Below are 26,480 nucleotides of genomic sequence, written 5' to 3'. Positions count from 1 at the left end.
TCAGCTGCTCAGCAGCAGCCGCTGAAGCACCCGGCAACCGAACTGCAGCGCGTCCACCGGCACTCGTTCGTCCACCCCGTGGAACAGCGACGAGAAGTCCAGATCGGGCGGCAGCCGCAGCGGCGAGAATCCATAGCCTGCAATACCGAGTTTGCTGAACGACTTGTTGTCGGTCCCGCCGGACAGCATGTACGGCAACGGATGTCCGTCCGGGTCCTCGGCGCGCACCGCCGCCTTCATCGCATCGACAAACGGCCCGTCGAAGGGGTACTCCAGCGGCGTCAGATCGAACCATTCAACGGTGACGTCGTCACCGACAATCTCCCCCACCTCCGCCTTGAACTGCTCCAACTGGCCGGGGAGCACGCGGCAGTCGACGGTAGCGGTGGCGGTGGACGGAATCACGTTCGCCTTGTAGCCGGCGTTGAGCATGGTCGGGTTGGCGGTGTTGCGCAGCGTTGCCGCCACGATCTTCGCGATCGGCCCGAGCTTGCCGACGGCTCCTTCCAGGTCACCGTCGTCGGCCGCGGCGGCGAAATCGATTCCGGTCAACTCGCCGATGCCGGTGAGGAAGGCGTCGACGGTGGCGGTGCGGACGATCGGGAACTCGTGGGTCCCGAGCCGCTGCACCGCCGCCGCCAGCTTGGTGACGGCATTGTCCGTCGCCACCATCGAGCCGTGACCGGCCCGGCCGGTGGCCGTGAGCGTGGCCCAGGCCAGCCCCTTCTCGGCGGCCGCGACCAGGTACGCGCGACCGTCCGGCACCTCGATGGAGAAGCCGCCCACCTCGCTGATGGCCTCGGTGGCACCGGCGAACCAGTCCGGGTGATGCTCAACCAGGTACTGGGCGCCGTAGACGCCGCCGGCTTCCTCATCGGCCATGAAGCAGAAGATGATGTCCCGCGGCGGAACCACGTTGCGGCGCTTGAAGTTTCGGGCGACGGCCAGGCTCATCGCCACCATGTCCTTCATGTCGACGGCGCCGCGCCCCCAGACGTATCCGTCTTGGATGGCGCCGGAGAACGGATCGACCGTCCACTCCGCCGGGTCGGCAGGGACCACGTCGACGTGCCCGTGCACCAGCAGCGCGCCGCGCTCGGGATCGGCACCGGCCAGCCGGGCCACCACGTTGCCGCGGCCGGGCACCGACTCGACGTAGCGGCACTGGTAGCCGGCCTCTTCGAGTTTGTGCTGTAGGTATTTGGCGGCCTGCGCCTCGCCGTCGCCGATGGTTTCCGGATCGCCGGTGTTCACCGACGGGATGCGGATCAGCTCACTGCACAGTTGCGCCACTTCGCGCTCGGCATCCGATTCGGAAAGTTGCGCACGCGGATTCAAGGGCTCGCTCACAGAGTCGATGCTAGGCAGCCGTTCTCGCGCCGGAGCACCGGGTCCATGTGCCGAATTGTCGCTCCGTCATTCAAACGTGATCATTTCCGGCGGTCGTGCGCCGCGCGCTCGGTTGTCCTGCGGTGCACTCCGGCCTAGTGTCGGCTACACGCCTCATCGTGGTCCAGGTCACTACCCGGCCGGCCACACCCATCGGCCGCAAGGCCGAACGGGTCAGCGATGAATGGAGGAACTGTGCGACGACGTCAGGAAGCTCCAGGTACCAAACGGGCCGGCGACCGCGGCGGCGGCCCCCGCGTTTCCACCCGCGCCACCGGGCGCCGGGCGAGAAAGCGCCGCACCGCGCTGGCCGCCGCTGCGCTCGTCGCTGCCGCCGGCCTCACCGCCTGCAGCTCGGGCGACGGCGGCATGGTGATCAACGTCTATGGCGGCACCACGGACACCGACTGGGACAAAGTGCTGAACCGGTGCAACCAGCAGGCCGATGGCCGCTATCGGATCGTCGGGAACCTGCTGCCGTCGGACGCGGACGGCCAGCGCGAGCAACTGGTGCGTCGTCTCGCGGCCAAGGACTCCGGCATGGACGTGCTCGGCATGGACGTGATCTGGACGGCGGAGTTCGCCGAGGCCGGCTGGGTTCGCGAGCTCACCGGTGCGCAGCAGCAGCAGGCGTCGGACGGAGTGCTGGCCAAGCCGCTGGAGACGGCCACCTGGAAGGGCAAGCTCTACGGCATTCCGCGGCACACCAACGTGCAGCTGATGTGGTATCGAAAGTCTTTGGTGCCCAACCCGCCCAAGACCTGGGACGAGATGATCAAGACAGCCCAACAGCTCAAGAGCGAGGGCAAGACCTATCAGATCGGCCTCACCGGATCCCAGTACGAAGGCTATGTCGTCGCGTTCAACACCATGCTGACCTCGTACGGCGGCACCCTGGTCAACGAGGACAGCACGCAGGCCACCGTCGACGACAAGACGGTGCAGGCGCTGACCTTGCTGAAGAACTTCGCCACCTCGGGGGTGGCCTCGCCGTCGCTGTCGCAGAGCCAGGAACCGCAGGTCTTCGCCCAGCTGCAGACCGGACAGGCCGCCTTCGCGATCAACTGGCCCTATGTGCTGGCGTCGATGCGGGATGCCGGCAAGACCGACCCGAACAGCAAGAAGATCGCCGACGACCTTGGCTACGCGGTCTACCCGCAGATCGTGCCGGGCAAGCAGACCACCGTCACCATGGGCGGCATGAACTACGGCATCTCCAGCTACTCGAAGCATCCGGAGGAATCCTTCGAGGCGGCGATGTGCCTACGGGACGAGACCAGCCAACTGATGGGTGCGCTGGCCGCCGGCAACGTGCCATCTCTGCAGAGCGTCTACGACAACCCGGAGTTCCAGAAGGCCTATCCGATGTACCAGGTGATCCTCGACGAGCTCGAGGTGGCCTCGATCCGGCCGAAATCGCCGGTGTACCAGAACATCTCGTCGATCGTGTCGTCGACATTGTCGCCGCCACAGTCGATCCAGCCGGAGGCGACGGCGAACAGCCTGCGCACCGATATCCAGGAAACCCTCGAGGGTAAGGGGATTCTGCCGTGAGCCATCCAGCAACCACCGTTGATCCATCCGGTCCTGGGCCTGGGCGGGAGGCAGGCACCGGCGTCGGCCCGCACGATGAGGCCGAGGGCATCGCGATTGCCAGGAAACGCGCCAGCGACGGCAAGAAGGCCGAGCGCCGGCTGGGCTGGATGCTGTGTGCCCCAGCCGTGATCGTGATGGCCGCCGTTGCCGGCTACCCGCTGGTCTACGCCATCTGGATGTCGCTGAACCGGGCCGATCTGCGGCTGCCGGACGACAACCAGTTCATCGGATTCTCCAACTACGTCACCATTCTGAGCAGCCCGATCTGGTGGCACGCGGTATGGATCACGCTTCTGATCACCGTCGTCAGCGTCTTCTTCGAGCTGGTCTTCGGCATGCTGCTGGCCTTGGTGATGCACCGGGCGCTGGTCGGCCGCGGGCTGGTGCGCACGGTGGCGCTGATCCCGTACGCGATCGTCACCGTGGTGGCCGCGTTCTCCTGGCGGTATGCCTTCGAGCAGGGAACCGGTTGGCTGGCCGGCGATTCCGCCCCACTGACGTCCCAGGGCTCGTCGCTGGCGATCATCATCCTGGCCGAGGTCTGGAAGACCATCCCGTTCATGGCGCTGCTGCTGATGGCCGGGTTGGCGCTGGTGCCGGAGGATTTGCTGAAGGCAGCGGCGATGGACGGAGCCTCGCCGTGGCAACGTTTCTGGACGATCACGCTGCCGATGCTGAAGCCGGCGCTGCTGGTGGCGCTGCTGTTCCGCACCCTCGACGCGTTCCGGATCTTCGACAACATCTTCGTGCTGACGGCGGGCAACAACGACACCTCGTCGGTCTCAATGATCACCTACAACAACCTGATCGGCGGTCTGAATCTCGGTATCGGGTCGGCGATGTCGGTGCTGATCTTCGTCATGGTCGCGATCATCGCGTTCCTGTTCATCAAGTTGTTCGGCGCGGCTGCGCCGGGCTCCGACTCGGGTGGGAGGAAGTAGATGACCACGCTCGCCGAACTCAACTCCACTCCCGGCAAGAAGGCCGCCTGGTGGGTGGCCGACATCGCCGTGGTGATCTACGCGTTGATCCCGGTGATCTGGACGATCTCGTTGTCGCTCAAGACGCCAGGAAACATCAACGACGGCAAGTACCTGCCGACCGGTGGCATGTCGTTCGAGAGCTACCAGGCCATCTTCAAGGACACCGTCTTCACCAGGGCGCTGATCAACTCCATCGGAATCTGCTTGATCTCCACCGCGATCGCGTTGCTGCTGGGGGTGTTCGCCGCCTACGCGATCGCCCGGCTGGACTTCCCCGGCAAGAAGCTGATGATCATGATGTCGCTGCTGGTGGCGATGTTCCCGCAGATCGCGTTGATCACGCCGCTGTTCAAGATCGAGACGGCCATCGGCATCTTCGACACGTGGCCGGGTCTGATCATTCCGTACGTCACCTTCGCGCTGCCGCTGGCGATCTACACGCTGTCGGCGTTCTTCCGGGAGATCCCGTGGGAGCTGGAGAAGGCGGCGAAGATGGACGGCGCCACCCCGTTCCAGGCGTTCAAGGACGTGATCGCGCCGCTGGCCCTGCCTGGCGTGTTCACCACCGCCATCCTGGTGTTCATCAGTTGCTGGAACGACTTCCTCTACGCCCTGTCGCTGACCAGTACCAGCGCGGCACGCACGGTGCCGGCGGCGATGAGCTACTTCACCGGCGCCACCACATACGAGGTGCCGGTCGGGCCGATCACCGCGGCCGCTGTCGTCATCACCATCCCGGTGCTGGTGCTGGTGCTGCTGTTCCAGCGTCGCATCGTTGCCGGTCTGACCAATGGCGCCGTCAAGGGCTGACGTGAGCTTGTGGGGCCCACCGCCGCTTCCCGAATCATCTGACGAGCAAAGGAGTTTCCCGCGATGGCCGAGATTGAGCTGGATCACGTGGTCAAGCGTTACCCGGACGGTGCCCTCGCCGTGCAGGACTTCAACCTGACGATTGCCGACAAGGAGTTCATCATTCTGGTCGGGCCATCCGGTTGCGGTAAGTCGACGACGCTGAACATGGTTGCCGGTCTGGAGGACATCACTCAGGGCGAGCTGCGCATCGACGGCAAGGTGATGAACACCGTCGCGCCGAAAGACCGCGACATCGCCATGGTGTTCCAGAGCTATGCGCTGTACCCGCACATGACGGTGGCCGAGAACATGGGCTTCCCGTTGCGGCTGGCGAAGGTGGACAAGGCCACCATTCGGCAGAAGGTGGAGGAGGCTGCTGAGATGCTGGAGCTCACCCAGCACCTCGACCGCAAGCCATCCAACCTGTCCGGCGGGCAACGCCAACGAGTGGCCATGGGCAGGGCAATCGTCCGCTCCCCCAAGGCATTCCTGATGGATGAGCCGCTGTCGAACCTTGACGCCAAGCTCAGGGTGCAGATGCGCACCCAGGTGTCGCGGATCCAGAAGACGCTCGGCACCACCACGCTCTACGTGACGCACGACCAGACCGAGGCGATGACGCTGGGCGACCGGGTGGTGGTGATGCGGGCCGGCATCATCCAGCAGGTCGGTGCGCCGCAGGAGCTGTACGACGCCCCGAAGAACATCTTCGTCGCCGGGTTCATCGGCAGCCCGTCGATGAACTTCCTGCCGGCCCAGATCAACGGTGGTCAGGTCACCACCGCGCTGGGCACCGTCGATCTGCCGGACGAGCTGCGGCGCGCGGTGGAGTCCCGCGGCGGCGGTGGTGAGGTGATCATCGGGATCCGCCCCGAACACTTCGAGATCGGCCGGCTCAAGGAGGGCGTGCCCGGCGGTCGGTTCAACGCCACCTTCGACATCGTCGAATCGATGGGCTCGGACATTTTCGCCTACTTCACGCTGTCCGGTTCGGGGGCCAAGTCGAAGGAACTGGAGGAACTGGCAGCCGACACCGGTCAGGAATCCCTTGGCGGCGACGGGATCCAGGTCGGTGTCCGGTTGGATCCCGAGGCCAGGGTGAGCGACGGATCGACCGCCGAGCTGTGGTACGACACCAGCAAGCTGCACATCTTCGACCTGAAGTCCGGCGAGAACCTCACCCACGAGGTGGCCAAGGCCTCCAGCGCCGCCAGCACGGTCGACGGCCCTGGGGCGCGGAATGCCTCGGCGGCTGCCGCGTCCGCTGCGGTGGGTGACGGCGGCGCCGATACCGCCGGCGCCGATCCGCTGCGCAAGGACTGACCCACCAAGAAAGGGTCGCGGCGCCGCCCCGACAGCGGCACCGCGACCCGTTGGCCAGCAAGCTGTTGCGTTACTTCACCTCTCGGCGCATGGCCCAGGTGAAGCCGACCACCGCCGGAATGACGATCCACACCGTGATGGACAGCAGCGTCGCCGGCAGGTCGGCGCCAGGATGGGTGCTGGAGAGCCGATCGAAGGCGCTGAACACATCGAGCCATTTCGCTGCCTCCGGGAACAGAGCCTGAGAGATCATCGAGTAGGCGGTGGGCGCAAGGAAGTACAGCGCCACCGCGATGGCGGTCTGCGCCACCAGCGCACCGAAAGCGCTGGCCATCACGGTGGTCAGCGCCCCGACGATCAGGGTGCTGCGCACCACGTCCGCGGCGCCGGCGACACTCACCCCGCCGCCGTGCAGCTGCCCGGCGAGCCAGGCCGAACCGGCGGTCAGCAGCAGCGAGGCCGCGATGGTCGCAATGGTCAACACCAACGAGGCCAACACCTTTGCCAGCAGCACCTGACCACGCCGTGGCATCAGGGTGAAGGTGGTGAGGGCGGTGCGCTGGGTCCACTCCGCGGTGATGGCCATCAGACCGATCACCGGAGCCAGCAGCCCCACCACGTTCACCTGGGCGCGGCCGAAGTCGGCGAAGTTCACCTGCTCGCCGTCCTGCCGGAAGATCAGCCACGCGCAGATCACCGCAACGATGCCGAGAATCCCGGCGAGCAAAAGCTTTCCGGCCCAGGTGTCGACGAGTTTGCGGAACTCGATACGGAACATGGTGCCGATGCCGATGCGGCGCACCGGCATCGCCGGGTAGGGCTCGTCGAGGTGAGCGACGGAAGCCGTCGGACGCGACCGGGCCGGTCCGTCGGAAGCCGGTCGCTGCGGATGGTCGCCCGGTTGGGCGGGAAGGGTGCTCATGGTCATGGGGTCTCCATCAAGAGGGCGGCCGCCGGGGCGGAACCGCGGGAGTGGTGACGGATTGGGTGGGTGGGCGGTCGTTTTCCGACGGGATCAGGTAGTCGGACGCAAGCGGCAGGATTCAGGCGGCGTGCCGATCGACGTCACCGGTGAGCGAGAAGAACAGGTCCTCCAAACCGGCGTCGTCGGAACGGATCTCGACCACCAGCTGACGGGCGTCCATCGCGGCCTTGGCGACGGTCTCGGGATCGGTGGCCACGCGCCAGGCACCGGCCGAGGTTTGCTCGGGTTGCAGCCCGGCGCGCTGCAGGGCTGCCGCGAGGGCCGGCTGGTCGATGCCGCGGACCAGGGTGCCGCCGCCGTGCAGCAGGTCGGCGAGCTTGCCCTGCGCGACGATCCGGCCGCGGCCGATCACCACCAGATGGTCGACGGTGGCCTGCACCTCGGACAGCAGGTGACTGGACAGCAGCACGGTGCCGCCGCGGGCCGCGAAGTCCCGCAGCAGCTCACGCATCCAGCGGATGCCCTCTGGGTCCATGCCGTTGGCCGGCTCGTCAAGGATCAACACCTGCGGATCGCCCAACAACGCGGTCGCGATGCCGAGCCGCTGCCGCATGCCTAGCGAGTACTGCCCGACCCGGCGACCACCGGCGTCGGCCAGACCCACCACGTCCAACATCTCGCCGATGCGCTGCCGCGGGACCCCGAGCGCGGTGGCGGCCAGCCGCAGCGTCTCAGAGCCGGTGCGGCCGGGGTGTTGCGCTGCGGCGTCCAGCATGATCCCGACCACCCGCCCTGGGTTGGGCAGCGCGTGGTAGTCGCGGCCGCTGATAGTGGCCCTGCCGGAGCTGGCCGGGGTGAGCCCGGCCAGGATCCGCAGCGTCGTCGACTTGCCGGCGCCGTTCGGGCCGAGGAACCCGGTGACGGTGCCGGGCGCGCATTCGAAGCTGACATTGTCGACGGCAACGAAGCTGCCGTACCGACGGGTGACGTTCTCCACGGTGATCATGCCGCTGACTCTGCCGCGCCGCGGCCGCTGGAACATCGGCCCTGGGTCGAGATCGGTGACCGACGAAAGTCGGTGTCTGGACGGGTAGCGCTCGACCTTCGTCAGCGCTGGGGTGTGCTTGGCTCTTCTACTCTGGACGGGTGAGTGAGTGGCTGACGACGCGCCGCAGGCGCCTGATCGCGTTCTGGGAACGCGTCGGCCCGCGGACCCGTGATGTTGCCGCCATTCTGTTCGCGCTGCTGCTGGTGACGGCGCAGGCCTTCACGCTGAGCACCAACCGTCCGCTGCTCCCGCACAGCCTGGTGCCATGGGTGGTGCTGCCGCTGCCGCTGATTCTGTGGTGGCGGCGCTCGCACCCGGTGCTGGTCACCCTGCTGGCGCTGGCGGTGGAGGCGGTGACCGGCACCTTCGGGGTGGCAACGCTTGGGCTGTTCACGCTGGCGATCCTGCGGCGGGATCGGGTGCTGGTGCTGCTGGCGCTGCTGCACATGGGACTGATCTTCACCGATCGCCAGAACTTTCAGGATCTGTGGCCACCGGTGCTGTTCTGGGCCTTCTTCACCGCCACCGTTGTAGCCGTCGGCGCCTATATCGGCGCTCGCCGCGACCTGGTCACCTCGTTGCGGGACCGGGCCGATCGGGCCGAGGCCGAACGCGAGCTGAAGGCGGCCCAGGCCAGGGTGTCCGAGCGGTCCCGGATCGCCCGCGAGATGCACGATGTGTTGGCGCACAAGGTTTCCCTGATTGCGCTGCACGCCGGCGGCATGGAGGTGAACCCCGGCATGAGCAGCGATCGGGTCCGGGAGTCGGCCGAGTTGATCCGGTCGACGGCCAGGCAGGCGCTGGAAGACCTGCGTGGAGTGCTCGGGGTGCTGCGTGCCGACGCCTCGGCCGACGGCGCCGATCTGGCCCCGCAGCCGGGCCTTTCCGAGGTACCGACCCTGGTGGCAGCGTCCCGCGCCGCTGGGGTCAGCATCGATGCCCGGATCGAGCAGGTCGCGGTTCCGGATCCGGTGGGGCGCGCGGTGTATCGGGTGGTGCAGGAGGCGCTGACCAACGTGCACAAGCACGCGCGTGGCTCGGCCACCCGCATTGTGGTGGCGCGGGTGGTGGGGGCAGCACCGTCGGGTGCTGCTGCCGAGTTGGTGGTGCGGGTCAGCAACGCCGCGCCGGTGGCTTCCGGTTCGCTGCTGCCGGGTACCGGTTCCGGTTTGGTCGGGCTGCGCGAGCGGGTTGAGCTGCTGGACGGCACCCTCACCGCCGGGCCGGACGGCGGCGGCTGGGTGGTACGGGCCAGCTTCCCGTTGCCCGCATCCGCCGCCGATGCGCCACCGATGCCGGCCGGATCCGATGCGGCGCAGCGGGATTCCGCGGAAGCATCGGACGCGGCAAGCGGCCGTTCAGCCGGCAACGATGTTGCCCATTTGACGAAAGGTATCGCGTGACAAGGGTTTTGATCGTCGACGACGAGTCGCTGGTGCGGGCCGGCCTGCGGATGATTCTCGGTGCAGCCGACGACATCGACGTCGTCGGCGAGGCCACCGACGGCGCCGAGGTGCCCACCGCGGTGGCAGCGCACCGGCCCGATGTCGTTCTGATGGACATCAGGATGCCCGGCGTCGACGGGCTGGCCGCCACCGAGAAGTTGACCGCCGTTGACGGCCCGAAGGTGGTGGTGCTCACCACCTTCGACATGGACGACTACGTGTATCGCGCGTTGCAGGCCGGCGCTTCCGGTTTCCTGCTCAAGGACACTCCGCCGCAAGAACTGATCAACGCGGTGCGGGTGGTCGCCGCCGGCGAGGCCATGCTGGCCCCCGCCGTCACCAAGCGGCTGCTGACCCACTTCGCCGACGGCCGGCGCGACGCCAAACGCAAGGCGGCGCTAGACCGGCTGACCGGCCTCACCGAACGCGAGTCCGAGGTGTTGGCCGCCGTCGGCCAGGGGTTGTCCAACGCCGACATCGGCAAGCAGCTCTACATGAGCGAGGCCACCGTGAAGGCCCACGTCTCGCGTCTGCTGGACAAGCTGCACGCCACCAACCGTGTGCAGATCGCCATCGCCGCGCACGAAGCTGGGCTGTTCGACTGATACGCGCCCGGCGACCGCCGCGGGACGCTCACCCGTCGACGCCGGCGTTGGCGAGGAGCGAGTCGCGGTTGGCCAGGATGAACTCTTTCAACTCGATCGGTTTCAGATCGATCGCGGCCAGGTCGTTGCCCCGCACGCTGACGCGCACCACGTCGTAGCCGCCCCGCGATGGGTCCGAGAACTCGGGACCGTGACGCGCGGACTCGTCGATGGTTGCCAGCCGGGTAACGAAGAAGTGCTGCACGGGTCCGCTGCCACCCGGCGGAGTTTCGAGTCGGAACACTTCGCAGGCCCGCGTAGCTTCGGCGCCGAGTTCCTCCGCCAACTCCCGGTGCAGCGCCGCCTCGAGCGACTCGTCGGTCCGTTCAACGCCACCCCCCGGCGCTGTCCAACAGGACTTTCACCCGGCCGTGAACGCCTGAGCAGCACCAACCGGCCGTGCTCGTCGATCAGGATCGCCCGGGCGGCCTGCCGTCGCTGTTCCGTCATACCGGACAGGGTAAGCGGGCCGGACTCGCTCCGGGCAGGTCAGCCGACGCTATTCGGCTTCGTGCTGTTGCCGCGCCGGCGCGGTGAAGGCCCAGCGCACCATCAGCGGGAACTCGTTCTGCCAGAACGGATCTCCGTGATCGCCCTCGCGTTCGGTCAGCACGACATCGGCGCCGGCCGCGCGCAGCGCGTCGGCCCAGCGAGCCGCGTTCTCGGCGAACCACGGCTCCAGCGTCCCGGCCACCAGGTAGGCCCGCGGCAACCGCCCGGCGAGGGTAGCCCGCGGCCGGTACCCGCCCCCGGGTGAGGCGGCGAACACCACACCGAACCGGTGAGGGTGGCGAATCCCCATCGCCAGAGCGAGTTCCGCACCGGCGGACACCCCGCACACCGCCGTGCGTCCGGCGGGCAACGTGACACCGAGCCGACCGCGCACCCACTCCCCGACCTCATCGACAAAGAACTTCTCGTGTGCCGCAAAGCGTTCCGGGGCTATCGCCGGCGAGTACTCCGCAAGACGCGCCATCTCATCCGGATCGTCGGTGCGGTGCACGCCGACGATCATGGTGGGCTGCACGTCGGCCGCTTCCAGCACACCGCCCCAACCAGAGATGAGCTGACCGTCCCCGGCGTAGACGATCGCCTCGGGCCGCTCCGCTGGCCGGTACACGGTCACCTGCCGGCCGCCGTCGTAGCCGAACGATTGCGTCACGAGGTCGCCCCGGATCGATGCCATGACCGTTGGTTTCGACCAGCAGCGATCAGCGGGCGCGGCGGCTCGGCCGCGCCGCTCGCGCGCCGGAGTCCCCCGCCGTCGCGGCTGCTCGCTGCTCGTCGGTGAAGGCCGACTGCAGCCGGGATTCGGCGATCGTCATACCGGCCGCGGCGGAACTGCGCAGCCGCGCCGTCGACGCCCCGTAGGCGGCGAAGGCAGCCGCCGCGTCGCCGTCGCCGGTGCCGTAGGTCAGCGAGCGTTCGGCGGCGATGCCCATCGACGTGCCCACCTCGATGGCGTCCTGGTTCGCGCCGAGATACGAGAATGTCCAGCCGTAGTCGGCCTCTTGCGACTCGATCAGCTTCTTGATCGCCGCGCGGGTCCATTCGACGCTGGAGTTCTCGTGACCATCGGTCATGATTCCGACCACGACGCTGCCCGCTCGCTGATCCTCCGGCATCGAGGCCAGGTACTGGCCGGTCTCGTTGATCAAGCGTGCCATCGAATCGAGCAGCGCCGTAGCACCGCGCGGCTCCAGCCGAAGCGCATCGACCTCGGCGATATCGACGCCGTGGCTGACGGTCTCGTACTCGGTGTCGAACTGCGCCAGGGTCACGGTGCAGCGGCCCGGCTGGCTGCGCTGCTGCTCGATGTACGCGTCGAAGCCGGCCTCAGTGTCCTCCTTGATGGCCTGCATCGATCCCGAGCGGTCCAGCAGGAACGAGATGTGGGTGTAGTTCGGATCGGTCATGATTGCCTCCGTTTCTTCGCGGTGCCGGGCGCTCTGGTGCGCGCGGTGTCGGCGCCGGCGGTGCTGGTGCGCGCGGTGCTGGTTCGTGGGGTGTTGGTGCGCGGGGTGCTGGTGCGCGGGATGAAGGTCAAGGGTGCCGCTGGGGCCGGCCCGTCGGCCGCGCTGCGCCGGGCGACGAACCTGGCGGCGGCAACTCCCTCGCTGCTGACCCGACCGTCCTCGGCGAAGTTGCTGAGCAGTTCGGTGCGGGCCAGCCGCGGCGGCACCGAGTTCGGTGCCAGGCTGGCGGCGGCCGCGATGGTGCGCCCGGCGGCGCCGTCCAACGCGGCAAGCGCCATCGCCTCGTTCATCGCCTCCTCCAGTTGCGCCGCGATGTCGGCCAGCAGCCTGACCAGCTCCAAAGGATCGCTCGGGACGCTGCCGGCGAGTTGCTGCTGCACCAGTTCAATGCGTTGCTGCGGGGTCAGGTGCTGTCGCGTCACCATCGCAGTATTGCGCACGATTGTCGAGTGTGCAATATCTGCACACTCGCAGCGGTCGGCGGTGTGCGCACAGTGCTGCCGTGCGGAGAGCGGTCAGCCGGCCGTGGGGCCGATGTCGATGATCGGGGGCACGGTGCCACTGCGCAGCCCCTCAATCACGGTAAGTTCGTGCGGCACAACGGGTTCGGGCAGCTGCGAGAGTTCAAACCACTGCAGGTCGGCGCATTTGGCCGGTTCCATGATGCGCGGTTCACCGCGCCAGGCATCGGCCAACAGGAAGTAGTCGACCCTGTGCCCGATGGGATCGTCGCCCTGCACGCGGTGCATCGCGCAGAGCGGCCGCAAGGCCAGGTCGCTGATGCCGAGCTCTTCCGCCGCCTCGCGCCCGGCCGCCTCTGCCAGCGACTCCCCCAACTCGACGTGCCCGGCCGCACCACACGCCCAGTAGCCATCCATGAAGCCCGTCCCGGCGCGCAGTTGCAGCAGGATCTCGCGGCGCTCAGCGCGTCCGCGCACCAGCAGCAGGTAGACAGCGGGGATCACCGCGAAGCGTTGCACCTGCCAACCGTAGGTGTCGCGGTCCGCGTCGCTGTCGCCCGAATCGCTGCAGCGCTACCGGCGACCGTCCTGGCCGCTGGCCGCTCCACCGGCGCCGAAGACCAGAAAAGGCCGAACCTGTGATGGTTCGGCCTTCCGGCATCTGCGACGAGATCACACGGTGTCCGAGGGGGGACTTGAACCCCCACGCCCTTTCGGGCACTAGCACCTCAAGCTAGCGCGTCTGCCATTCCGCCACCCGGACCTGGGGCGACCCAGCATCGCTGGGCGCGATAGTGGAGTCTACTCGATCCGCGGCGGCCCGATGTCCCGGCCCGCGCAGCGGAAAGATCGGCGGCTCGAATCGCGTTTGCCCAGGTCAGGTTCCGGAAGGTGACGTCGAGCTGCCGGTTTTTCCCTCGGCGACGCTCGATTCGTCCTCGGGCACCGGCGGATGCATCACCAGTACCGCCACCACCAGTGCCATGATCACCGCGGTCAGCGTGAACGGCACCGGAATCAGCGGGTCGAACAACACCAGCAGCGCCCCCAGCGGCACCGCGATGTTCACCACCCGATCGGCGCTGCCGCGGATCGCGATCCACCAGATGCCCAGCACGAACACCGCGATCGGCACGGTGACGGTGAACGAAGCCGCCACCTCGCCGAGCTTGCTCTCGCCCTTCTCCACGTCGATCTCCACTTCGATGCCCGACGAGAACGCCCCGGCGGCGGCGAACACGAAGTAGTGCACGTACCCGTAGCGGATCGACTGCCGGAGCGAACCGATCCGCTCGTGGTGCGGTGGCCAGAAGTAGATCCACCACAACGCCGCCGTCACCACCAGGGTGAGCACCGCGATCGAGATCAGCGGCCCGAGTTCTTCGGTGTCGTGCACCGCCTCGATGATCGCGTTGGCGATGCCAGCAGGCTCTCGCCCAGCAGGATCAGGGTGAAAAGGCCGTAGCGCTCGGTGATGTGGTGCGGGTGCCACGGGGTACTGGCACGGTCGAATCGCTCGGCTACCACCGGCACCGCGATCTCGGCGACCAGCAACAGCAGCAGGCAGCTCAGCGCCAGCGGCCCGCGCGGGATCAACAGCTGCAGCAGCCACAGCGTCTGCACCAACGCGGTACCGCCCGCGTACAGCAGCGTCGTCCTGCGGTACTTGCCGGCATGGCGGGACGCCCGCAGCCACTGCGCCACCATGGCCACCCGCATCACCACATAGGCGAGCACCAGCACCCGGTTGTCGCCGTTGACGAAGAACGGCTGGATCCCCGCCGCCAACACCAGCACCCCGGCCATCTGCACGATCACCAACAACCGGTACAGCCAGTCGTCGGTGGCGAACGACGTGGCGAACCAGGTGAAGTTCATCCAGGTCCACCAGATGGCGAAGAACACTCCCGCGTAGCCGGCCAGGCCCTGCCAGACGTGGCCCTCGGTGAGCGCATCGTGCAGCTGCACCGACGCCGTGCTCACCGCCACCACGAACACCAGGTCGAAGAACAGCTCGAGGGTGCTGGCCGAGCGGTTCGGCTCGTTCGGGTCGCGCGGGCGCATCACCGTCAGCCGGGAGCGGGTCATCGGGGTGGTGGCGGACGTCATCGACGCATCCTTCCGCGCTGGAGCTGTTGTCCGCACGGGGCGGGCAGTACGGCGCCGTCGCCCGGCAACCGTTGTCCGCGATGATGGCACGCCAATGGTTTCCTCACCACGCGCCGATCGTGGTGGTTTCCCTCGGCCCGCACTGGGTACCGCAACAGTGGCGGCCGATTCCGGTCCACGTGGGAAGCGCCGACCCGCTTCGCCGCGAAAGCAAACCTGTTGACCGGCCGCCGGTTTCCCTACTCGATCTTTGCGAAGGAGTTCACATGCCGGGCACCGTAGCGTTTCTCACCGCATCCGAAGGGATCGAAAAGGTCGAGTTGACCGAACCGTGGCAGGCCGTCAAAGACGCCGGTTACACGCCGGTGCTGCTCTCCCCCGAGTCGGGCGAAGTGCAGCTGTTCGACCATTTGGACAAGGCCGACACCCAGAAAGTGGACAAGCCGGTGGCCGACGCCACCGTCGACGACTACGACGCGTTGGTGCTGCCGGGTGGGGTGGCCAACCCTGACGCGTTGCGCCAGGACGACGACGCTGTCGCTTTCGTCCGCGACTTCGTCGCCTCGGGCAAGCCGGTGGCCGCCATCTGTCACGCACCGTGGACGCTGATCGAGGCCGACGCTGTCTCGGGCAAGCGGCTGGCGTCATGGCCGAGCCTGCAGACCGATCTGCGCAATGCCGGCGCCGAGTGGGTGGACGAGTCGGTGGTGGTCGACGGCAACCTGATCAGCAGCCGCAACCCCGACGACATCCCCGACTTCAACCGGGAGCTGTTGAACGCGCTCGGCAACACCGGCACCACCAAGAACACGAAATAGCAGCAGCGGGCGACCACCGCGGCGAGCACAATGAACCGGGTGGAGATCGACAGCGTGCCCGCCCTGACCGACCTGTTGGCCCGCCCACCGGTCGACTGGTCCGGCATCAGCCTGCAAGACCTCGACCTCACCGGAGACCCCGAGGTGGCGGAACGGTTGCGCCGCACCGTCACCCCGGGGCTGGTGGTGCTTGGCGGCCGCTACCCGCCCGAGGTGCTCGACGGCCTCGCCGAGGGTGGCGCCGTTGTGCTCCCGGAGAACCCGGCGATTCCGTTCGAGCCCTACCGCGCCGGCCTCTACCTGGCCGACGAGCTCTACGCCGGCCTCGGTGACGGCTATCAGGCCACCTTCGACAAGCGTTGCTACGACTGGTATCTCGCCCACACCTCGGTGGCGGACAGCCGGGCCGACCTTGACGTCGCCGCGGCGGTGTTCGCCGCCATCCACGATGCATCCATCTCGGATGCTTTCGACGAGCTGCTGCGCACCGACCCGCGCCAGGTGGTCGCGGTGATGGGCGGGCACGGGCTGGCGCGCGGCACCGACGGCTACGCCGAGGCCGCCGAACTCGGCAAAACCCTGGCGCAGGCCGGATATCTGGTCGCCACCGGCGGTGGTCCCGGCGCGATGGAGGCGGTGAACCTCGGTGCGTTCGTCGCCGGCCGGACGGCTCCGGCCGACACCGACACGGCGCTGCGCACCGCCCTCGACCGGCTGGCAACGGTCCCGGACTTCACCGACATCTCGAGGTGGGCAACGGTCGCCCGGCAGGTGCGGGACGCGTTGCCGGACAAGCCGGATGCCGGCGGCCAGGCAACCGTCGCCGGGATCGGCGTGCCCACCTGGTTCTACGGGCACGAGCCGCCCAACCTGTTCGCCGACCGCATCGCCAAGTACTTCGCCAACGCCATCCGCGAAGACATCCTGCTGGCAAGGGCCAGCGCCGGCGTCCTGGTGCTACCCGGTGCCGCCGGCACCGTGCAGGAGATCTTCCAGGCCGCCACCCGCAGCTTCTACGCCACGTCCGCGCCACCGATCGTGCTGCTGGACGGCAACTACTGGCGCGATCAGCTCCCGGCCTGGCAGCTGCTGAGTGCGCTGGCCGCCACGTCCGCCGGTGAGATGAGCAGCCGGGTAGCGATCTGCGACGGCACAGACCAAGCGCTGCAACATCTCTCGAGCTCCGGCGCCACGTCCGCAGGGTCGCCGGCAGCGACACCGACAACGGAGACCGGCACCGCGAACGATTCGGGTAAGGACGCCGAGCGGTGACCCCGGCACAGCTGCTCGACTACTGCCTCGGCAAGCCCGGCGCGTTCCGTGACCAGCCGTGGGAGGGCGACTACGTCGCCAAGATCGACGACGGCAAGAACCCCGGCGGACCGCGCAGCGGACCGATCTTCGCCTTTCTCGGGGACGCCTCGGTCGGCGTCAAGGCCGGCGGGAACCGCGACGAGGCCGACGAGTGGCTGCTGCGCTATCCCGACGATGCCGCGGTGATGGCGTACATCGGGCGGTCCGGTTGGAACACCCTCATCATCGGCGGGGCCGTTCCGGACGCCGAGATCTACGAGGCGGTCGACGAGTCGTATCGCTTGGTGGTCAACAAGATTCCGCGCTCGCGGCGGCCGCCACTGGCCTGAGTGCGCCCAGTGCCGGACTGTTGCCGGAGTGTTGTCGGGCTGAGCCGATCGACGTCGCCGGCTCGGCCGGCCGGGTGCGCTCAGCCTTGCTGGTCCGGTAGCGCACCGTCCGGGTAGGGATCGGTGGCGCTGCCGCGGGAGTCCGATGCCGGCTCGTCGATGGTGTGCACGGCGGCCTCTTCGGCACTGGCCGCGGCACCGTCGATGCCGACATCCTCTGCCACCAAGTCTTTTTCGGTGTCGCTGATGCCGTCGGACTCGCTGTCGGTGAGCCTGCCGGAGCGGCTCTCCCCCACCTCGAAGTCGTCCTCGGACTCCTCGTCGCCGCCGAGTTCGGCGGCACCGGTCGCCGCCGGATCGTCCAGCGGGTCGACGTAGCCGACGTCGGGCACCTCCTCGGCCAGCCGCTCGTCCAGCGACTCGCCCTCGCGCTCCTCGGCCTCGGTGGGAATGTCCACCGCCGGTTCCCGGTCGGGTGGTGAGTAGCCCTCGTCAAGCAGATCGTCAACGCCACGGTCCAGCAGCATGTCCTGCTCGGTCAGCTGCTCACCGACGCCCTCGTTGCCGGGATCGTTGTCGCTCTGGTCGTACGGCTCGCTCACCGAAACTCCTTACCCACACTCTGCGCTGCGGCTGATCCGCGGCCCGCTGCTCACCAGCATGTCACGCGCCGAGCTGATTCCAGCGCGCACCGGCGGTCACCAGGCGCCGAACAGCATCAACAGAATCGCCAGCAGATCGAAGCCACCGGTGAGCATCATCCACAACAGCGACCCGCCGATCAGCAGCGGCAGGCCCACCTTGCCGGCCCGGCCGCGCGCGGCCGTCGTACTGGTCCGCGCCGGAGCAGTGGCGTCGTCGCCGGCCGCCGGCGCTGACCCGGCCAGCATCCGCTTGCGCCGTACCTCGAGCAGCACCACCGCCGCCGCCCCACCGGCCGCCAGCACCCAGGCCAACCAGCGCGGCACACCGTCAAGGCCGATGCTCAGCAGCAACGCGCCGACCGCCGGCACCGCCACTGCGATGGACAGGATCCGCAGCGGCAGCGCCAGCATGCCCCTGACCTGTGGGGCGGTGTCACCGAGCATCCGCATGGCGTCGGCCATGCCGATCCGGCCGCCACCGCCCGATCCGCTGAGTCCAAAGATGGTGAACCCGCCGATGGGTGTTCCGGCGCCGCCGGCGCCCTGGAACGGACTGTCGCCGTAGCCCGGCGCGAACCGGCCAGTGCTGCCAGACGGGCCGCGCCGCCGCGGCTCGTCGTCGACGATCTCGCCCTCGATCACCGGCGGCTCGCTCTCGAACGGGTCGACCTTGCGCCGTGGCTGGGCGCCGCCGGCGGTGTCGCCGTCGCCTGGCAGCGTCATCGCGCGTCCGGCCCCGGCTCGGCGGTGCCACAGTCGCCGCTCAGCTGAGCCGCGTCGCCAAGATGCTCGACGATCACCTGGTCGATCTCTCCCAACACCCGCAGCTGTTCGTCGCTGAGCAGATCGATGAACTCCGCGCGCACAGCCCTGACATGACGGGGCGCCGCCTGCTCGATCGCCGTTCGGCCCGCCCTGGTCAGCACCACCTCGGAGCTGCGCCCGTCGGACGGGCAGGGCCGGCGCAGCACCAGGCCGCGGGTCTGCATCCGAGACAGGTGGTGCGACATCCGGCTGGCCTCCCAGTCGGTGCTGCGCAGCAGGTCTTGCACGTGCACAACGCCTTCGTCCGACTCCGACAGCGCCACCAGCACCTCGTAGTCGGGCAGCGACAGCCCGGAGTCACGGGTCAGCGCGCGGCCGATCTTGGCCAGCATCGGGCCGCGCATCCGGTGCACCACCCGCCATGCCCGCTGCTCGGTGTCGGACAGCCACGGCACCGCTTCTTCTTGGCCGTCGGCCTCGCGCGAGGGGGCTGCCGACCCGGCGGCGCCGGGCCGGTCAACCCGTGGTCGACGCGCCGGGGCGTCCTCGGCCAGCTCGGCGGTGGTGGACGGAATCGTTGCGGTCACCCCTCCAGCGTACTGATCAGGCAGGACGAAAGGCCGCCCGGCGATGGGGCGGCCTTTCGTCCGTTATCAGCGTGTTTGTCGAGCTGCCTCAGCGGCGGCCGGCGGGGCCGTACAGATGGGGCAGTACGGATCAAGCGGTCTTGACCGGCTCGCCGGCCTTGGCGGAGTCGGCCGTCGCAGCGGCGTCGCCCGCGGGCAGATCCGGGTGCTGCCGCTGCTCGAACACCGGGATGTCGCCGACGATGGGGTTGGTGCGGCGGGACGGCGACAGGTACTTGGTTGCCAGGTTGACGAAGGTGGCCAGCCGGTTGCGGTTGGCCAGCAGGTAGTAGATGTGGATGAACATCCAGATCAGCCAGGCCAGCGAGCCGGTGAGCCGCACATCCTTCTTCAGGAACGGGACCTTGATGTCGGCGACGGCGGCCCGGCGGCCGATGGTGGCCATGGTGCCCTTGTCCCAGTACTTGAACGGCTGGGTGTCGTAGCCCTGCAGCAAGCGCTCGATCTGCTTGCCGGCGTGGTGCCCCTCCTGCAACGCCGGTTGGCTCAGTTGCGGCAGCGGGTCGGGTGTGATCGACACGTCGCCGGTGGCGAAGACGTTGTCGAATCCCTTGACGCGCAGGTCTTCTCCGGTTTCGATGCGGCCGCCCCGGCCCTGCGGGAAGCCCCAGCCGCCGACGATCTTCGGCACCGTCACGCCGGTGGCCCAGACCACGACACCGGCCTTGAGGAACTCGCCGTTGCCGAGCTCGACCCCGTCCGGGGTCACCGCCTTCACCGCGGTGCCCAACCGCACCTCGACGCCGCGCTCGCGCATCGCCTTGTAGGCGTAGTCCTGCAGCTTCTTGTCGAAGGGGGCCAGCACCTTGTCGGCCATCTCCAGCATCACGATGTGGGTGCGCCGCGGGTCGAGCTCGGGGTACACCGTCGACATGGCGTCGTTGCGGAGTTCGGCCAGCGCACCGGCCATCTCGACACCGGTCGGGCCGGCGCCGACCACCACGATGGTGAGGTCTTCGCCCGACTTCGCGGCGGCGGCGTGTTCCAGCTGGGTGAAGATGTCGTCCCGCAGCTTCACCGCCTGCGCCCTCGTGTAGATAGCCATCGAATATTCTTCGGCGCCGGGGGTGCTGAAGTAGTTGGTGGTGGCGCCGGAGGCCAGGATCAAGAAGTCGTAGTCGAGCGCGCCGCCGTCCTCGAAGGACACGATCTTGGCCTGCGGGTCGACCTTGGTCACCTCGCCCTGGCGGAAGCTGACGTTGCGCTGCTTCATCCGGGTGGCCCGCAGAAAGTAGGTGACGTCGCCAGGGTTCAGGCCGGCCGTCGCCACCTGGTACAGCAGCGGCTGGAAGGTGTTGTAGGTGTGCCGGTCGACCAGGGTGATGTCGACGTCGGCCTTGGCCAGGGCCTTCACCGCGGACAATCCGGCAAAGCCACCGCCGACAATCACGACGTGCGGGCGTTTGCGGGCGCCGCTCGGCCGGATGGAGGTGGCTGGGTTCTCGCTCATCTGTTCCTTCTATCCCTGAACTGTCCGCCTTGGACATGTCTTGATCTCGGAGCACCACGGCTCTGGGAGCCGGGTGGTCACCTGCCACGGCAATGGGGCCGGTTGGGCGTGTTGCTGACCGTCCGGACCGGGTCGCGACGCTCCCGCTGCGTCGCGCGCTCCGGCTGATTCACCAGCAGGGCCGATACCGATGACGGTGCTGGTAACACGCTATGACGTTGTTGGCCCTGCTGTCACACCGGGCCGACCGCTCGTCCGCGCCGGGTGGCGCGGATCGCCGCCGCCCGGCGGTGGCTGCCGACGCGGGCGGGCCAGCACCGCGAGCAGCAGCATGCCGGCCACGTCGGCCAGCACCGCACCGGTCTGCCACAGCGCCCACGACCGTTGGGTGCCGACGCCGAGGGTGTCGACACCGGCCGCGGACACCAGCAGCAGCACCAGACAGGCAGCCGAGATCAACGTCAGGCAGATCGGCACCCACCGGTGGATCCGACCGGACAGCACCGAAGCACCGAACGCGCCGAGCGGCACCATGACAAGACCAACAACCGACCCGACCATGTGCACCTTGGCCCTGGTGGACTGCTGCAGGCCACCGGCGTCGGTGTGCACGATCGCCATCAACAGGCAGCCAGCGGCGCCGATCAGCAGCATCCAGGTGATGGCCCGGTGGGTCGGCATCGCCCGGTCGAAGCACAACGGGGTGGCCGCCACACCCAGTGAGAACAGGCTGAAGGCCCACCACGACGGCCCGACGCCGTACTGCGAGAACGAGATCTCCGGTGGCATCCAATCGCCCTTGAGCGCCTGCATCAGCACAGCCATGAGCAGGGTCAGCAGCAACGCCGCCAACCCCAGTCGGTACCACCGCGCGGCCGTCACCACTCCATTGTGTTCCATTGCTTGCGGGCTGGGCCGCCCCACGGCATCCGGGCGCCCGGCGCACCAGCGCGACGGGGCCTGGCGCGTCAGCGCCGACGGCGCAGGGCGCGTCGGCCGGCTCACGCCTGCGGGCTGGGTGGCTCCATACCGGGCAGCAGATCGTCCAGTTCCGCGTCCAACCGGCCCATCACCTTCTCGACCTCGGCCACCCTTGCGGTGGTGCTGTCCACCTCGCCGCGGCTGCTCAACGGCGTCGCCAGCTCTTCCTGCAGTTGGCTGAACTCCCCCGAGGCGCGCGCGAATCGGTCGGACAGGTCGGGGCGGCCGGCAACGTCCACCCTGGACCCGACCGACAGCACCAGCGGCGCCAACCGCTCGAGGCGTTGCCGCAGCGCTGCCGTGAGATCGGCCCGCTGCTGCTCGTCCATCTGGTGAGACTTGTTGCGGCGCACCAGACCCCAGATGATGGCGCCGACGATCACCGCCACCACGACGCAGATCATCACGATGAACCACGGGAAGCCTTCAGCGGTGGCCGCATTGGCGTAGGCCCTGGCGGCCGCGACATCGTCCCGGCCGGCGGCCACCGATGCGGCCCTGGCATCGGCGCGCTGGCTCTCGGACAGTTCGTTGGTGTAGTCGGCGCTGCTGTCGGTGGACAGCACCAGCACGGTGCCGTTGACCCGGCTCTGGACGGCCTTCGCGAGCGCCTCGGCGTCGGCGCCGGTCAGATTGAACCCGACCGAGACCACCGACAGCTGAAGCTTCTTGCCGCGGGCGGAACTGACCACCTGCCGCAACGCGTTGGCGTCCGCTGTGCTGCCGCCGGCGAGCGCGACGCCGCTGGCCTGCACGTCGCGGACGGCCTGGTCGACGTTGACGCTGCCGATCACTTCGGTCAGTCTCGGCGCGGACGCTGCCGATGGCGGTGCGGTCAGCGGAACGGCGGCCGCTGCGGGGGCACCAGCCGGCAGGCCGGCCGCCGTTGGTAGCAGCCACCCAAGGCTCAGGGTGAGCAGCGTGGCGACGACCCCGAACAGCACCCGGCGCGCGCCGCCGCGCGGTCGGCTCCGCTGCTGGTCTGCTGGCATCGCTGCTGCTCCTTCTGGTCGTCGTCCGACGGCTCGCGCGTTCCGCGCCAGCAAACCTACCGTTGCCACCGGCCAGAACACGATCAATCGGAGGCTATTGATGGTGCGGGGTCAGCTGGTGGGGTCAACTGGCGGTCTCAACTGGCGGTCTCAGCTGGCGGTCTCAGGCACGGGGCGAGCCGAACGGGTCGAAGCGTCCGTCGACCGCGGTCCAACCGCCGTCAACGGCCAGCACCGAGCCGGTGACGAAGCTGGCGGCGTCCGAGGCCAGATACAGCACCGCGCCGGCGATCTCGTCGGGGCGGGCCCAGCGACCCAGCGCCGATTTGGTCGCATACGCGGTGTCCCAGGCCGGATTGGCGCGGATCTGTGCCGTCAACGGGGTGGCGACGACGCCGGGAGCGACGGCGTTGAACCGCACCCCGGCCGGTCCGTGTTCGGCCGCGGCGGTCGCCAGCAGCTGCTGCAGGCCGGCCTTCGCCGCGGCGTAGACGCCTTGCCCAGGTTCGACGGTGCGGCCGCGGATCGACGAGAAGGCGATGAACGAACCCCGACCGGCCGACGCCATCGCGGGGCCGTACGAGCGGATCAGGTTGAACACGCTGCGCAGGTTGATCGCGAGCACCCGCTCGAACTCGTCGTCGGAGTAGTGGCGCAACGGTTTCCGGACATTGGCGCCGACCGTTGCGACTACAACGTCCGGCGTTCCGCGGTCGGCAAGTGCTTGTACCGCAACGGGATCGGTGGCGTCCAGCACCAGGTGCTGACCCCGGGTGCCGCCGTGGTCGGCGCAGCGCTCCGCGGCTGCCATGGCGGTGTCGGCGTCCACGTCGGCGGCGGTGACCAGCGCACCGTGTTGGGCAAGCGCGGCGCACACCTGGGCGCCGATTCCGCCGGCGCCCACTACCAGCACCCGCCGGCCGGTCAGGTCGAAAAGCCTTCGGTAGTCAGTGGTCTCGGGTGCTGGCTCGGACTGCGTCATGGCCGGATCACCGCCATTCTGGTCACGGTGAACTCTTCGACGGCCCACCGCGGGCCCTCCCGGCCGATGCCGGAATCCTTGACGCCGCCGTAGGGCATGGCATCGGAGCGGAACCCTGGCACGTCGTTGATCACCACCCCACCCACCTCGAGGGTGTCGATGGCCGCGTACGCGGTGCGCAACGACGAGGTGAACACCGCCGCGTGCAGACCGTAACGGGAGTCGTTGACCATGGCGAAGGCGGCGTCGACGCTGGGCACCGTCGCCACCGCGACGACCGGTGCGAAGATCTCCTCGCGCCAGGCCGGCTGATCGGTCGGTACGTCGCTGAGCACCGTCGGCCGCAGTGCGCTGCCGATCGGGTCGCCACCGGCCAGGGTGCGGGCTCCGGCCTGCTCGGCATCGGCCAGCCAGTGCTGCACCCGCGCGGTGGCGGCGGGGTCGATGAGTGCCGCCACCCTGGTCCGCTCGTCCCTTGGGTCGCCGACGACCACCTCGTCGAGTCGGGCCAGCAGCGCGGCGGTGAACTGTGCGGCCACCTGTTCCTCGACGATCAGCCGCTGCACCGAGATGCAGGCCTGCCCGCTGGCATAGAAGCCGCCGCGCAGTGCCGCGTCCACCGCGGCGTCCAGGTCGGCGTCGGCACAGACCACCATGGCGGCGTTGGATCCCAGCTCCAGCAGGGCTTTTCGTGGCGCGCAGGCCTTGGCGATCTGGTGTCCAACAGCCGCCGAGCCGGTGAACGACACGATGGCCACCCTCGGGTCGGTGGTGAGCGCCGCACCGACCTCGACACCTCCGGTGACCAACTGCACCGCAGCCTCCGGTGCGCCTTCGGCAGCCAGGAGCGCCCGCACCCGACCCACCAGCCACAGGGTGGCGAGCGGTGTCTGCGGAGCCGGCTTGACGATCACCGGGCAGCCTGCGGCCAGCGCCGGCGCGATCTTGTGCGAGGCGAGCATCAGCGGGTAGTTGAAGCCGGCGATCCCTGCTACCACACCGGCCGGGCGCCTGGTGAAATAGCCGACCGCCCCCTGGGCGCTGGGCAGCAGGTCGACCGGCACCGTCTCGCCGTGCAGCCGCGCCGGCTCCTCGGCCGCCAGCGACCAGGTCAGCACGGTGCGGTCCACCTCAACCCTGCAGTCCACCAACGGTTTTCCGGTCTCCAGCACCAATAGGTCGACGAGCGCATCGCGGTGGGCGGTGATCAACTCGGCGGTGGCCGCCAGCACCGCTCGCCGGGTGCCGGTGCTGATGCCGGCGACGTCGCCGCGGCCGGCATGCGCGATGTCGACCGCGCGCTCGGCCAGCTCAGCGTCGCCGACCGGCGCCTGGGCAATCAGACTGCCGTCGTAGGGGAAGGTCACGGCTGCGCGGCCGGAGACGGGCAGCCCCGGCGCCGGTCCGATCGGCAACCTGCCGAGGTCCGGCAGCTCGAGCCCGGGCAGCGCCAGATGGGGCGGCCCCGCGTCCGGCTGCTCGGCGCTCGGTGCCGGCGGGTCGCCGTCGACAGCGGTCCGTCGGCCCGGCTCGCAGATCGGTCGCTGGGAAACCGTCATGCTTCATTCTCGCTCATTGCCGCTGCCGACAGCAGCGCCGGTCAAGCGCCGGCGACATTGTCAGGGCCCGGTGGCGCTCGGCGCGAGTTGGCTGTAGCCGGGCCAGGACCCGCCCTGGGTGGTGACCGACTCGGCGGCAAGCACTGCCCTGATCACCGCTCGGGTGACGACATTCGCTGCGGCACTGAGGATCTGCTGCAGCTCTGCCATCCCGGTCAACCGCCTGGCTCCGGTGGACACCCCGAACAGGGTGTCGCCGTCGAGCAGTGTGTGCACCGGGTTGATGGCGCGGGCGAGCCCGTCGTGCCCGATGGCGGCGAGCTTTCCGCAACCAGCCTTGTCCAGGGCGACGTCGGTGGCGATCACACCGATGGTGGTGTTGCGGGCCAGGTAGTCCGTCGCGGCCGCCGCGCCGCGCTGCTGTTCACGCTGCAACAGTGCCCGTCCGGCCGCGGCACGCACGTCCAGCAGTGCGGCCGCCTCCCGCGCCGACGGCGCCACCAGCTTCCGGACGTCCCCCGGCAGCAGCAACCAATCGCCCAGCAGGCTCCCTGAAACCGGATGCAGCGGCGACCCGACAGCGTTCACGGCGAGCAGAGCGGCGACGGTTGCGCCGCCGGGCAGCTGGGCCGAAGCGGTACCGATGCCGCCCTTCAGCCCACCGATCACGGCTCCGGTGCCGGCGCCGACATTGCCCTGTGCCACGATGTTCCCGGCAGGGCCGGCGCCGTGCTGGACACCGGGCAAAGCCGAGCCCGCTGCGGCCGTCTCGGCCGGCTCCGCAGCGGTTGTGGGCGCGGGATCCAGCGCCGCCCGGCAGGCGTCCCGGCCGGACTGGGCGCTCGGGGTGGAGCGAAACCGGCCGCCCCTGCCAAGGTCGAACAGCACCGCCGCCGGCACGATCGGCACCACTTCGCCGGGGGCGTCACCGGCGGGGAACCCGAAACCACGGTCGGCCAGTTCGGCCACCGCCCCGCCGGCGCTGTCGAGCCCGAAGGCCGATCCGCCGGTCAGCACGATCGCGGTGACCCGCTGCATCGAGGCCAGCGGCGACAACAAATCGGTTTCTCTGGTGCCAGGGGCGCCGCCGCGCACATCCACCGCGGCGGTGACGCCTGCGGGGCCGCCCCAGATCACCGTGGTGCCGGTGAGGTGATCCGGACCGACCTGGGTACGGTGACCCACTCGCAGCCCAGCAACGTCGGCCAGCGAATTGCTCCGACCGGGCGTCACGTCCACCTCGGCCAC

General features: G+C 68.9%; 26 protein-coding genes, 1 tRNA gene and 1 pseudogene. 9 read left to right on the top strand and 19 right to left on the bottom strand.

Annotated elements, in window-relative coordinates:
* Entirely contained in the window at positions 1-1,350 is a 1,350-nt protein-coding gene (locus HKD39_RS01250) for a M20/M25/M40 family metallo-hydrolase (protein ID WP_425488405.1), read from the bottom strand.
* 234 nt (positions 1,351-1,584) lie between these two features.
* Here HKD39_RS01250 and HKD39_RS01245 point away from each other — a divergent pair, with 234 nt between their 5' ends.
* From HKD39_RS01245 to HKD39_RS01230, 4 genes are all read left to right on the top strand, one after another.
* Positions 1,585-2,943, top strand: a complete 1,359-nt coding sequence (locus HKD39_RS01245) for an ABC transporter substrate-binding protein (protein ID WP_212753757.1) — start codon at positions 1,585-1,587, stop codon at positions 2,941-2,943.
* Positions 2,944-3,032: 89 nt separating this feature from the next.
* A complete protein-coding gene (locus HKD39_RS01240; RefSeq protein ID WP_343074554.1) occupies positions 3,033-3,926 on the top strand; it encodes a carbohydrate ABC transporter permease in 894 nt (297 codons plus the stop codon).
* Positions 3,927-4,778: a carbohydrate ABC transporter permease gene (locus HKD39_RS01235; RefSeq protein WP_171198014.1), complete on the top strand. Its 852-nt coding sequence runs from the start codon at positions 3,927-3,929 to the stop codon at positions 4,776-4,778. It abuts the gene before it with no gap.
* A gap of 63 nt (positions 4,779-4,841) precedes the next feature.
* Positions 4,842-6,143 (top strand): ABC transporter ATP-binding protein, encoded by a 1,302-nt coding sequence (locus HKD39_RS01230; protein WP_171198013.1) that lies wholly within the window; start codon positions 4,842-4,844, stop codon positions 6,141-6,143.
* A 70-nt stretch (positions 6,144-6,213) separates the two neighbouring features.
* On the opposite strand, the gene HKD39_RS01225 is transcribed toward HKD39_RS01230, so the two are convergent.
* Together HKD39_RS01225 and HKD39_RS01220 are read right to left on the bottom strand one after the other, a co-directional pair.
* A complete protein-coding gene (locus tag HKD39_RS01225) occupies positions 6,214-7,071 on the bottom strand; it encodes an ABC-2 transporter permease (protein ID WP_171198012.1) in 858 nt (285 codons plus the stop codon).
* Positions 7,072-7,186: 115 nt separating this feature from the next.
* Positions 7,187-8,074: an ABC transporter ATP-binding protein gene (locus HKD39_RS01220; protein ID WP_171198011.1), complete on the bottom strand. Its 888-nt coding sequence runs from the start codon at positions 8,072-8,074 to the stop codon at positions 7,187-7,189.
* A gap of 140 nt (positions 8,075-8,214) precedes the next feature.
* Here HKD39_RS01220 and HKD39_RS19110 point away from each other — a divergent pair, with 140 nt between their 5' ends.
* Complete coding sequence (locus HKD39_RS19110; RefSeq protein WP_212753756.1) at positions 8,215-9,519, top strand: sensor histidine kinase; 1,305 nt, start codon at positions 8,215-8,217, stop codon at positions 9,517-9,519.
* Positions 9,516-10,166 carry a response regulator gene (locus HKD39_RS01210; protein WP_171198010.1) on the top strand — a complete coding sequence of 217 codons (651 nt, stop codon included), beginning with the start codon at positions 9,516-9,518 and terminating at the stop codon, positions 10,164-10,166. Before HKD39_RS19110 ends, HKD39_RS01210 begins: the two co-directional genes overlap by 4 nt.
* Before the next feature lie 28 nt (positions 10,167-10,194).
* Here the strand turns inward: HKD39_RS01210 and HKD39_RS01205 are convergent, their stop codons facing one another.
* From HKD39_RS01205 to HKD39_RS20180, 7 genes and pseudogenes are all read right to left on the bottom strand, one after another.
* Complete coding sequence (locus HKD39_RS01205; RefSeq protein ID WP_246231859.1) at positions 10,195-10,503, bottom strand: NUDIX hydrolase; 309 nt, start codon at positions 10,501-10,503, stop codon at positions 10,195-10,197.
* A gap of 201 nt (positions 10,504-10,704) precedes the next feature.
* A complete protein-coding gene (locus tag HKD39_RS01200) occupies positions 10,705-11,391 on the bottom strand; it encodes an alpha/beta hydrolase (RefSeq protein ID WP_171198009.1) in 687 nt (228 codons plus the stop codon).
* Between the two features lie 25 nt (positions 11,392-11,416).
* Positions 11,417-12,121, bottom strand: a complete 705-nt coding sequence (locus HKD39_RS01195) for a VWA domain-containing protein (RefSeq protein WP_171198008.1) — start codon at positions 12,119-12,121, stop codon at positions 11,417-11,419.
* Positions 12,118-12,621: a hypothetical protein gene (locus HKD39_RS01190; RefSeq protein WP_171198007.1), complete on the bottom strand. Its 504-nt coding sequence runs from the start codon at positions 12,619-12,621 to the stop codon at positions 12,118-12,120. Before HKD39_RS01190 ends, HKD39_RS01195 begins: the two co-directional genes overlap by 4 nt.
* A 75-nt stretch (positions 12,622-12,696) precedes the next feature.
* The gene (locus HKD39_RS01185; RefSeq protein ID WP_171198006.1) at positions 12,697-13,161 is read right to left on the bottom strand and encodes an NUDIX domain-containing protein; all 465 of its coding nucleotides are present in this window, start codon (positions 13,159-13,161) and stop codon (positions 12,697-12,699) included.
* A 161-nt stretch (positions 13,162-13,322) separates the two neighbouring features.
* Positions 13,323-13,405 (bottom strand) — tRNA-Leu (locus HKD39_RS01180).
* A gap of 114 nt (positions 13,406-13,519) precedes the next feature.
* Positions 13,520-14,706 (bottom strand): annotated as a pseudogene (locus HKD39_RS20180) (low temperature requirement protein A).
* Between the two features lie 311 nt (positions 14,707-15,017).
* On the opposite strand from HKD39_RS20180, the gene HKD39_RS01170 reads away from it, so the two are divergent.
* From HKD39_RS01170 to HKD39_RS01160, 3 genes are read left to right on the top strand one after another with little or no spacing between them, the layout of a single operon-like run.
* Entirely contained in the window at positions 15,018-15,569 is a 552-nt protein-coding gene (locus tag HKD39_RS01170) for a type 1 glutamine amidotransferase domain-containing protein (protein ID WP_171198005.1), read from the top strand.
* 30 nt (positions 15,570-15,599) lie between these two features.
* Positions 15,600-16,841: an SLOG cluster 4 domain-containing protein gene (locus HKD39_RS20175; protein WP_171198004.1), complete on the top strand. Its 1,242-nt coding sequence runs from the start codon at positions 15,600-15,602 to the stop codon at positions 16,839-16,841.
* On the top strand, positions 16,838-17,212 hold the full coding sequence (locus HKD39_RS01160) for an MmcQ/YjbR family DNA-binding protein (protein WP_171198003.1): 375 nt from the start codon (positions 16,838-16,840) through the stop codon (positions 17,210-17,212). Before HKD39_RS20175 ends, HKD39_RS01160 begins: the two co-directional genes overlap by 4 nt.
* An 80-nt stretch (positions 17,213-17,292) precedes the next feature.
* Here HKD39_RS01160 and HKD39_RS01155 read toward each other — a convergent pair whose 3' ends face one another.
* The 9 genes from HKD39_RS01155 to HKD39_RS01115 all read right to left on the bottom strand — a co-directional run bounded on the left by HKD39_RS01155 (position 17,293) and on the right by HKD39_RS01115 (position 26,480).
* The gene (locus HKD39_RS01155; protein WP_212753752.1) at positions 17,293-17,814 is read right to left on the bottom strand and encodes a DUF5709 domain-containing protein; all 522 of its coding nucleotides are present in this window, start codon (positions 17,812-17,814) and stop codon (positions 17,293-17,295) included.
* Positions 17,815-17,910: 96 nt separating this feature from the next.
* Positions 17,911-18,579 carry a hypothetical protein gene (locus HKD39_RS01150; protein ID WP_171198002.1) on the bottom strand — a complete coding sequence of 223 codons (669 nt, stop codon included), beginning with the start codon at positions 18,577-18,579 and terminating at the stop codon, positions 17,911-17,913.
* A complete protein-coding gene (locus HKD39_RS01145; protein ID WP_212753751.1) occupies positions 18,576-19,208 on the bottom strand; it encodes a MarR family winged helix-turn-helix transcriptional regulator in 633 nt (210 codons plus the stop codon). The genes HKD39_RS01150 and HKD39_RS01145 overlap by 4 nt, the downstream gene beginning before the upstream one ends.
* 130 nt (positions 19,209-19,338) lie before the next feature.
* Positions 19,339-20,718 carry an NAD(P)/FAD-dependent oxidoreductase gene (locus tag HKD39_RS01140; protein ID WP_171198001.1) on the bottom strand — a complete coding sequence of 460 codons (1,380 nt, stop codon included), beginning with the start codon at positions 20,716-20,718 and terminating at the stop codon, positions 19,339-19,341.
* 210 nt (positions 20,719-20,928) lie between these two features.
* Entirely contained in the window at positions 20,929-21,600 is a 672-nt protein-coding gene (locus tag HKD39_RS01135; protein WP_171198000.1) for a DUF998 domain-containing protein, read from the bottom strand.
* A 119-nt stretch (positions 21,601-21,719) separates the two neighbouring features.
* Entirely contained in the window at positions 21,720-22,691 is a 972-nt protein-coding gene (locus HKD39_RS01130) for an Rv1476 family membrane protein (protein WP_171197999.1), read from the bottom strand.
* A gap of 163 nt (positions 22,692-22,854) precedes the next feature.
* Positions 22,855-23,673, bottom strand: a complete 819-nt coding sequence (locus HKD39_RS01125; RefSeq protein WP_171197998.1) for an SDR family NAD(P)-dependent oxidoreductase — start codon at positions 23,671-23,673, stop codon at positions 22,855-22,857.
* Positions 23,670-25,232, bottom strand: a complete 1,563-nt coding sequence (locus HKD39_RS01120) for an aldehyde dehydrogenase family protein (RefSeq protein ID WP_171197997.1) — start codon at positions 25,230-25,232, stop codon at positions 23,670-23,672. Before HKD39_RS01120 ends, HKD39_RS01125 begins: the two co-directional genes overlap by 4 nt.
* Positions 25,233-25,292: 60 nt before the next feature.
* On the bottom strand, positions 25,293-26,480 hold the full coding sequence (locus HKD39_RS01115) for a P1 family peptidase (RefSeq protein ID WP_212753750.1): 1,188 nt from the start codon (positions 26,478-26,480) through the stop codon (positions 25,293-25,295).

It is taken from the genome of Nakamurella aerolata (assembly GCF_013002705.1).
Lineage (GTDB): Bacteria > Actinomycetota > Actinomycetes > Mycobacteriales > Nakamurellaceae > Nakamurella > Nakamurella aerolata.
Note: the sequence above shows the minus strand (reverse complement) of the source record. Positions and strands in the feature narration are given on the sequence as shown.

What these genes read in the sequence shown, in the direction of transcription:
- HKD39_RS01225 (WP_171198012.1), bottom strand. Translation starts at nt 7,071, where the DNA reads ATGACCATGAGCACCCTTCCCGCCCAACCGGGCGACCATCCGCAGCGA.
- HKD39_RS01230 (WP_171198013.1), top strand. Translation starts at nt 4,842, where the DNA reads ATGGCCGAGATTGAGCTGGATCACGTGGTCAAGCGTTACCCGGACGGT.
- HKD39_RS01170 (WP_171198005.1), top strand. Translation starts at nt 15,018, where the DNA reads ATGCCGGGCACCGTAGCGTTTCTCACCGCATCCGAAGGGATCGAAAAG.
- HKD39_RS20175 (WP_171198004.1), top strand. Translation starts at nt 15,600, where the DNA reads ATGAACCGGGTGGAGATCGACAGCGTGCCCGCCCTGACCGACCTGTTG.
- HKD39_RS01150 (WP_171198002.1), bottom strand. Translation starts at nt 18,579, where the DNA reads ATGACGCTGCCAGGCGACGGCGACACCGCCGGCGGCGCCCAGCCACGG.
- HKD39_RS01130 (WP_171197999.1), bottom strand. Translation starts at nt 22,691, where the DNA reads ATGCCAGCAGACCAGCAGCGGAGCCGACCGCGCGGCGGCGCGCGCCGG.
- HKD39_RS01140 (WP_171198001.1), bottom strand. Translation starts at nt 20,718, where the DNA reads ATGAGCGAGAACCCAGCCACCTCCATCCGGCCGAGCGGCGCCCGCAAA.
- HKD39_RS01195 (WP_171198008.1), bottom strand. Translation starts at nt 12,121, where the DNA reads ATGACCGATCCGAACTACACCCACATCTCGTTCCTGCTGGACCGCTCG.
- HKD39_RS01220 (WP_171198011.1), bottom strand. Translation starts at nt 8,074, where the DNA reads ATGATCACCGTGGAGAACGTCACCCGTCGGTACGGCAGCTTCGTTGCC.
- HKD39_RS01235 (WP_171198014.1), top strand. Translation starts at nt 3,927, where the DNA reads ATGACCACGCTCGCCGAACTCAACTCCACTCCCGGCAAGAAGGCCGCC.
- HKD39_RS01125 (WP_171197998.1), bottom strand. Translation starts at nt 23,673, where the DNA reads ATGACGCAGTCCGAGCCAGCACCCGAGACCACTGACTACCGAAGGCTT.
- HKD39_RS01120 (WP_171197997.1), bottom strand. Translation starts at nt 25,232, where the DNA reads ATGACGGTTTCCCAGCGACCGATCTGCGAGCCGGGCCGACGGACCGCT.
- HKD39_RS01200 (WP_171198009.1), bottom strand. Translation starts at nt 11,391, where the DNA reads ATGGCATCGATCCGGGGCGACCTCGTGACGCAATCGTTCGGCTACGAC.